3 protein-coding genes and 1 pseudogene are annotated in these 8,662 nt (G+C 56.0%); 3 read left to right on the forward strand and 1 reads right to left on the reverse strand.

What is annotated here, in order from left to right; translation table 11 throughout:
- The 3 genes from VAE48_RS12895 to VAE48_RS12905 all read left to right on the forward strand — a co-directional run.
- Nucleotides 1–3,110, forward strand: a 3,110-nt coding sequence (locus VAE48_RS12895; RefSeq protein WP_322793740.1) for a S8 family serine peptidase, incomplete at its 5' end; no start/stop codon positions are given.
- A gap of 219 nt (nucleotides 3,111–3,329) precedes the next feature.
- Nucleotides 3,330–6,728 (forward strand): S8 family peptidase, encoded by a 3,399-nt coding sequence (locus VAE48_RS12900; protein WP_322793741.1) that lies wholly within the window; start codon nucleotides 3,330–3,332, stop codon nucleotides 6,726–6,728.
- A gap of 95 nt (nucleotides 6,729–6,823) precedes the next feature.
- Nucleotides 6,824–8,212, forward strand: a complete 1,389-nt coding sequence (locus VAE48_RS12905) for a GH1 family beta-glucosidase (protein ID WP_322793742.1) — start codon at nucleotides 6,824–6,826, stop codon at nucleotides 8,210–8,212.
- Nucleotides 8,213–8,242: 30 nt separating this feature from the next.
- Here VAE48_RS12905 and VAE48_RS12910 read toward each other — a convergent pair.
- Nucleotides 8,243–8,662, reverse strand: a pseudogene (locus VAE48_RS12910) (alcohol dehydrogenase); the annotation flags it as partial.

Consider the following 8,662-nt stretch of genomic DNA (forward strand, 5'->3'; position numbering starts at 1 on the left):
GTCGCGAGCAGGATGCCCGCCTGCAGCAAATCAGCCGTGTCGTTCAGCGCTCCTTGCAGCCGATTTTCCGCTACGATGTGGTGTTGAACGGCTTTGCGCTCCAGCTCAGCGCGGCGGAGGCAGCCCGCATCCGCGGTTTACCCGGCGTGCGCGCCGTCATCCCCGACCGGCTGGAACAGCCGCTCACCGATGCCGGGCCGGCTTTCATTGGCGCACCTGAAATATGGAATAGTAACGCACCCGGCGGAGTTGATAGCGCGGGTGAGGGGGTCGTCGTCGGTATTCTGGATACCGGCATTAATTTCGATCATCCTTCCTTTTCTGATGACGCCGATCCTGCTTATACCTATCCCCTCACGACACCGAAAGGAGTGTGTGCGGTCAGCGGCGGGCCGTACGAGAGCGCTTGCAACAACAAACTGATTGGGGCTTATTCGTTCACCACTGAAGCCGTCACACCGGAAGATACTGACGGGCACGGCTCGCATACCGCTTCCACGGTTGCTGGTAACAAGTTGACCATCAATTTCAACGGCGTGCCCAATGTGACCATTTCCGGTGTTGCGCCGCGCGCCCAAATCATTGCATACGATGTCTGCAATGAGGATGGCTGTGCTACGACCGCCTCGGTGGCTGCCGTCCAGCAGGCCATTCTGGACGGCGTGGATGTGATCAACTACTCCATATCGGGTGGCAGAAATCCTTACAATGACCCGGTAGAACTGGCGTTTCTGGAGGCCTTCGATGCCGGGATTTTTGTGGCGGCTTCGGCAGGCAACCTGCGAAACGAACCGGGCACCGATGGGCAGGTCAACCACGTCAGCCCGTGGGTGATGACGGTAGCCGCCAGCAGCCACGACCGCCGTTTTGGACACTTTGTGGATGTCGTCGGGCCGCTTGGTCTAATACCTGAGGATCTTAGCAAAGGTCTTTTTGCTATGCCCGGAGATGGAGAGGTATTTTCGCCCATTTTGATTGAAACTGAAATTCGCTCTCATCCGGTCAATGCCAGCGGGTGTGATGCTTTTAAAGAGAATTATTTTAGTGAGCTTGGTCCATCAATTGCTTTGCTGGAAGCCAGTTCTGATTGCTTGTTCTATGAACAAATCCTCAATGCAAAAGAGGCTGGCGCAAGCGGGGTACTGGTTTATAACCCGTTGGGCGAAGCCTTTCCGATGACAGGGCTGCAAAATTTGGATATTCCCACCGCCATGCTGAACAAGTCGGATGGCGAGGCGTTGCGCACCTTTATTCTGGAGATGAATGGTGAGCCTTACTGGACAATGGTTTACGTTACCGTGACTGGTATCGCTAACATTCGTGTGGAAAAATGGGGTGACATTAAAGCCGACTTCAGTTTTCGCGGGCCGAGCGCCAATGACTTTGAGGTGCTCAAACCGGATATCACTGCACCGGGTCTGGAAATTCTGGCGGCGGCAGGAGATGGTGTAATTACCCCCGGTTCTGAGGCGGAATTTGATCTGTATCAGGGTACTTCCATGTCCAGCCCACATGTCGCCGGGGCGGCGGCACTGCTCAAGGCGCTCCATCCCGGTTGGAGTCCGGCGGCGATCAAGTCGGCGCTGATGATGACCGCTAAGTTCGAGGGGCTGCGCAAGGAAGACCGGCTCACCCCGGCGGATGCGTTTGATCACGGCGCCGGGCGGGTGGACCTGGGCGCCGCAGCCCGAGTTGGGGTGATTCTGGACGAAACCACCGCCAATTTTGAGGCAGCCGACCCGGCAAACGGCGGTGACCCCAAGACGCTCAACCTGCCCGCACTTCAGAACAACTTCTGTGTGGCCAGCTGTACATGGACGCGCACCTTCAAAAATGTCAGCGGTGTGTCGGTCAGCATGACGATCACCTCACCATCCTGGCTGACGGCAGACCCATCCTCATTCACCCTTGCTGACGGAGGAAGCCAGGCGGTGACCTTTACCGCCGATGTCAGCAGCCTGCCGTTGAACGAGTGGAGCTTTGCAACCGTCAAACTGGAAACCGATAACACTTTTTCAGACGGTAAACAGATCGCCGACCTGCACCTGCCGCTGGCAATTCGAGCGATGGATGAACTGCCTGATCGTGAAGCGCCCAAACTGGTCAGCCTGCGCCCGGCAGGGGGGGTTCCTGTTACCAATCAGCAAACGGTAACCTTTCTGGCTGAGTTCAGCGAGGATGTGCAGGGGGTGGACGCAAGTAATTTTGCTACCGCGGAAGGCGGGGGAGTGACCGGCAGCTTCGTTGTTTCGGTCAGCGGTTCGGGCAAGGCTTTCACGATCACGGTGGATACCGGCAGCGGCAGCGGTTCGCTCGGCCTGCAGCTGCGCCCGGATGCCGTCATCTATGATCTCGCCGGTAACCGATTGATGGAAATTCCGCCTTTTGACCCGGCCGGTGTTTACTGGATTGATAAAAATCCCCCTGTGGTTCAATCCCAAAAATTGCTGGAAAGCAGCCCGACCAACGCCGCCCAGGTCCGATTTGAGATGACCTTCAACGAGCCGATTTTTGGGTTGACTTCGGACGACTTTGAACCGGTACAGGAATCCGGCCTGACGGGCAGCAGCGTAAAGGAAGTCCAATCCGTCAATCCGCAGACCTGTATCATCACCCTGCTCACCGGTTCGCCGGAGGGAAGGCTGGGTTTGCGTTTGAAGGACGGTGCGCCGGCACAGGATGAAGCCGGCAATACCCTCAGCGGGCTGCCGTATTTTGACTCAAACAGCGTCTATTGGGTGGATAAAATCGCCCCGCAGGTCAACTCCCTGCGGCGCATGGATGAAAATCCTGCTAATGCCGAACAGGTGCGCTTTGAAGTAAAGTTCAGCGAACCTGTTCAGGAGTTGGACCTGGCTGATTTTACGGTGGTGGAAGGTGGTGAATTGAGCGGCAGCATCATCACTGCCGTGCAGGGCAGCGGTGATACCTATCAGATCTTTGTTCAAATCGGAAAAGGCAGTGGAACTCTGGGGTTAAGACTGCCTGCTGAATCGGACATCCAGGATGCTGCCGGTAACTCTCTGAAAGACTTACCGTATGTTGACCCCGCCGCGGATTATCGCATTGAGGTTCGATTTTTTGTTTATCTACCCGTATTGACGAAATAGGGTGATTCTTCGCGATCATCCAGAAATTGGAATTGACTTTGCTTCAAATTTTTACTACAATGCAAATGGTAGGTGTAAGTCAGCATTTTTTTCAGAGGGTGGATGCAGGTCACGATCTTACACTGAATGGAAAGGAGGGGATCCTACAACATTAACCAATCGCTGTGACGTTCTGCCAACTTTCTTAAGGTTCAAGTAATTTTGTCAAAGGAGAATAGCATGAGTAAGAAATACCGTCTCTGGTATGCCATTTTGGCCGGACTTTTGGTGCTTTCCCTTGGATTTGGAGCGCCGCTTCCTTCCGCCCAGGCGCAAGGGGAAAACCCGCCCCGCGCGTCATTGCCGGGTGATGTGGAATTTATGCCCGGGATCCGCGAACTGTTAAACAACCCCAATCAACCCGTATATATTGTGGTCGAGCTGCAAACTGAACCTGCAACGCTTGTCTATGGACGTTTCAAGGGTGTGCGGGCAGAAAGCGAACTGGCAGCCACAACCCAGGCGCAAGTGGAACGGGTCAAAGAGGAACAGCAGGTATTCCTGGACGCGCTGCTCTCAGAAGGTATTCTGCCGACCCTGGCTCCTCAACCGGGTGATGAAGAATTCTTCGTCTATCAGGTGCAACGAGTCTATAATGGTGTGGCTCTGCGGGTTCATGCCGGCCGCATTGAACAGATTGCCCGACTGCCCGGGGTGAAAGCAATCCACCGCCTTACCCTCAAAGAACTCGATCACACTTCCAGTGTGCCGCTCATTAAAGCGCCGGAGGTTTGGAATTTGGGCTTGGGGAATAAGGGGGATGGAATCAAGGTCGGTATCATTGATACCGGCATTGATTATCTGCACCTGAATTTTGGCGGGCCGGGCACACCTGCCGACTATGCGGCGAATGATACGACCGTGGTGGGGGATGTACCCAACTACCCGGGTGCCAAAATCGCAGGTGGTTATGACTTTGTCGGCGACAACTATGATGCGGGTAGTACTACACCGGCTCAGCAAATACCTCAGCCGGATAGTGACCCAATGGACTGCAATGGTCACGGCTCCCATGTAGCCGGGACGGTTGGCGGTTATGGCATCTATCGTCCAACCCCCACAACCAAAGCCACTTATCCTGGTCCGTATGGCCCGGGCATGTATGGAGCGGTAGACTTTGCACTTGGCCCCGGCGTGGCGCCGGGAGCCCAGTTATACGCCCTGCGCGTATTTGGCTGCAGCGGATCAACAGCGGTGACCGATTTAGCCATTGAGTGGGCAGTTGACCCGAACGGCGACGGAATCTTTACCGACCGGTTGGATGTCATCAATATGTCGTTGGGGGCGGGCTTCGGTTCTGAATACGATACCAGTGCGATTGCCAGTAACAATGCTGCCGAAGCCGGTGTGGTGGTGGTGGCTTCAGCCGGCAACAGCTACAACACCCACTACATCACCGGCTCGCCGGGTGTGGCTACGCGGGCAATTTCGGTGGCTTCCTCGGTGGATGCTGGCGAACCGTATGACGGCTTTGAGGTGACTGCCGCACCCCAGGCGCACAGCGCTATCCTCGGACCGCACCCTTCCAGTAATTCTGTAAATTATGATTGGTATGCCAACCCGGACACGATCAAACCGTTAAAACTCCCCCCGACTGGAAATTTGGGCGGCTGCAGCACATTTCCGTCAGGTTACTTCACCGGCACAATTGCGCTGATCGACTGGACGTTTAATTCTAGCGGGGGGAATGAATGTGGTTCGGCAACTCGTACGAACAATGTGCAGAATGCGGGCGGCCTCGGCGTGATCATGGTTTATCCGGCTGCCACGCTGCCGATAGCGATTGCAGGCAATGCAGCTATTCCGGCGACGATCACCATTCAACCGGTTGGAGACGCCCTTAAGGCAGCCCTGGCGGATGGCGCAGTCACAGTACGCCTGACCAAGGATTATAATGCCAGCTTGTTGGTCCTTGATCCTACCCAGGTGGACACGCTTTCGGCATTCTCTTCCCGCGGGCCGCGCCGGGTGGATAATGCTCTCAAGCCCGATCTGGCTGCTCCCGGCCAATCCATTGCCTCAACGGATGCGCTGACCGGTTCCGGAGCCACTTCTCTTAACGGCACTTCGATGGCAGCCCCGCACGTGGCTGGTATGATGGCTTTGCTGCGTCAGCTGCGCCCGACGTGGAGTGTGGCAGAACTCAAAGCCCTGGCAATGAATACGGCCAATTACGACCTTTATGTTGGTCCTGGTCAAACAGGCACAAAACACGCCCCATCCCGGGTGGGTACCGGCAGAGTGGACGCTCAACAAGCCGCTTCATCTTTTGTGGTCATGTACAATGCCGAAGATGAGGGCATGGTTAGTGTTTCGTTTGGGGATGTCAAGGTGGTTACCACGGCTCAGGCTGAGAAGCAGATTAAAGTGGTCAACAAGCACCCCTCGCAGTCCTTTACCTACGCGGTTGGGTTGGAGAACCGCTTAACCGTACCGGGAGTGACCTACCAGGTGCTCAATCTGGATAACACCCCGCTCACCAGCCTGACCCTGGCTCCCAACCAGACCTTTACCTTCAAGGTGCGGATGACAGCGGACGCCAGCCTGATGACCCATGTCAAGGATGCGGCTCTGGCTGCAACGCAAGCCGGGGTTGCCCGCCACTTCCTGAGCGAGGCGGCTGCTCTGGTGAAATTGACCCCGCCTTCTTCAGCAGCCTATCCAGCCTTGCGTCTCACGGTTTATTCAGTTCCGCGGGCTGCCTCAGCGATGGATGCGCTGACCCCTCAGGTTAACCTGAGTCTGTATAACCCGACCGGAACGTTTGATGTGGTGCTGGATGGAACCCCGGTGAGTGATCCGAATGTTCCTTCGCTGGTAACCGCCTTTGAATGGCTGGGCGAGGATACAGACAGTACAGCAGTGCCCAACCAGCTGCGTCATGTGGATATCCGTCATGTGGGTGTGATGAGTGATGCAAACTACAATTCACTTGCCAATACGTATGTTTACTTTGCAATTGTCACCGATAAACCATGGACCACACCCAATGAGGTTGAATTTGATGTCTACATTGATGTGGATCAGGATGGAACCGACGATTTTATCCTCTACAACACCGCGCTTTCGGAAAACAATCAGCGTACCGATGTCTATGTCGGTAGGTTATTGAAGATCAATTCCTCGTTCACCGGTGGTGTGAGCAGTGCGTTGTATTTCTTGAATGGCTTCCCTGCAAACGCTGCCGAAACTTCACCTCTCAATACCAACGTGGTTTTCATGTGGGTATCGGCAACGGCTATCGGTTTGACCAGCACAGATAGCGAGTTCGATTTCTACATTGAAACCTACAGCCGCGATCAAGAGGATGATTTGGCAGTGGACACCACCGAATTGTACACCTACGATGCGCTCAATCCGGCGATTGATACCATCAACACTACCGGCGATGATCTGGATGGGCTGGCAGTCTTCTTTGACGAACCCAGCACGCTGACCTTTGGTTATGACCTAACCAATTACCCGGCAGTTCAACCGAAGGGTGTGCTGTTGATGCACCATCACAATGCCCAGACCAAAGCCGAAGCCATTCCATTCAGTATTGGTTACTTCCAATACCTGCCGGTGATCGGTAAGTAGACCGATCAAGATTTCTCACCATTTTCTCCCCTCTGCCCCGCAGAGGGGAGATTTTGTGTTAAGATAAAATATCTTCGATCTGTGAGGGAATTCAGATGTCCAAACGGATTTTTCCGCAGGGTTTTGTGTGGGGGGCGGCTACTTCCGCCTATCAAATTGAGGGCGCCTGGAACGCGGACGGCAAGGGTGAATCGATTTGGGACCGCTTTGCGCATACGCCCGGTAAGGTACTCAACGGGGATACCGGCGATGTGGCCGCTGATCACTACCATCGCTGGCCGGAAGATATTGCCCTGATGCGGCAAATCGGGCTTAAGGCGTACCGCTTCAGCATTGCTTGGACACGCATTCTGCCGCAGGGCCGCGGCAGGGTCAACCCGGCCGGGCTGGATTTTTACGAACGGCTGGTGGATGGTCTGCTGGCGGCCGGCATAACTCCCTATCCGACCCTTTTCCACTGGGACCTGCCGCAGGCGCTGGAAGATGAGGGCGGCTGGAGCAACCGTGAAACCGCCTATGCCTTTGCCGAGTATGCCGATGTCATCAGCCGGCGGCTGGATGACCGTATCCGCGACTGGACGACCCACAACGAGGTGACCTGCGCCAGTCTGCTGGGGTATCAGTTGGGCATTCATGCCCCCGGGATATGCGATTGGTACACTGCGCTGCGCGCGGCTCATCATTTGCTGCTTTCGCATGGGCTGGCGGTGCAGGTGCTGCGCGCCAACTGCCCGGCGGCCGATGTGGGCTTTGTGATTGACCCCATTCCGTCCGAACCGGCTTCGGATTCGCCGGAGGACTACACCGCTTACCGCTGGTTCGATGGTCATCACAATCGCTGGTTCCTCGACCCGATCTACGGACGCGAATATCCGGCCGATGTAGTCAGCGAGCATATCCGCCGTGGTCACCTGCCCAACGGCTTGGATTTCCTCCAACCGGGTGATTATGACCTGATCAGCCAGCCGCTGGATTATCTGGGATTGAATTATTACCGCCGCGGTGTGCTGCGCGCCGAAAGGGATGATCTGGTCAACAGTGTTCCTCCCAGCCATAATCCGCCGCCGGGTTACACCGAAATGGGCTGGGAAATTTATCCCGATGGGTTGTTCAACCTGCTGGTGCACACCTGGCTGACCTACCGCCCGCGTCAGATCTACATCACCGAAAACGGCGCCAGTTTTTCAGATGCCCCGGATGAAAATGGACGCGTGCGCGATGAACGCCGCATTGCTTACCTGCACCGTCATTTACAGGCCGCTCATCGCGCTGTTCAGGCCGGGGTTCCCTTAAAAGGCTATTTTGTCTGGTCATTTATGGATAATTTCGAGTGGGCGATGGGTTATTCCCAGCGCTTTGGGCTGATATGGGTGGATTACGCCAGCGGGCGGCGGCTGCTGAAGGACAGCGCTTTGTGGTACCGGCAGGTGATTGAAACCAACGCCATCCCTGATGCAGAGGTGGAACAATCAAAAGAATGCTGATACCCATTGAAGAAAGGTGTCCTCAAAAGGTCAGGAGCTGTAGGTTCCAATTTCCAGCACGGCCTCGCCGTTCAGACGGCTGTATTTGAGGTCGAGCAGGGCTTCGTTGGCGTCTTCCAGCGGGTAGGTGACCGTGTCCGGCTGCAGGGGGATTTTGACTGCCAGTTCGAGCAGTTCCTTGCCGTCCTGGCGGGTGGCATTCGCCACACTGGTCAGCACCCGTTCGCCGTAGATCAGGTGGTAGGGCATCTCCGGAATCGGGCTGGCGTGCACCGCATTGACCGCCAGTACACCGCCGGGTCGCAGGGCAGCCAGCCCCAGCGGGATGATTTCTCCGGCCGGCGCAAAACTGACGGCGCGGTCCAGCGGCAGGGGCGGGGTTTGATCGGGTGCGCCGACCCATGCTGCACCGAGGGCTTCGGCGTGGCGCTGGTGGTTGCGCGAGCGGGT

The organism is Bellilinea sp., from assembly GCF_034432615.1.
GTDB lineage: Bacteria > Chloroflexota > Anaerolineae > Anaerolineales > Anaerolineaceae > Bellilinea.

Coding starts and splice junctions, on each gene's coding strand:
- VAE48_RS12900 (WP_322793741.1), top strand. CDS start 3,330: ATGAGTAAGAAATACCGTCTCTGGTATGCCATTTTGGCCGGACTTTTG.
- VAE48_RS12905 (WP_322793742.1), top strand. CDS start 6,824: ATGTCCAAACGGATTTTTCCGCAGGGTTTTGTGTGGGGGGCGGCTACT.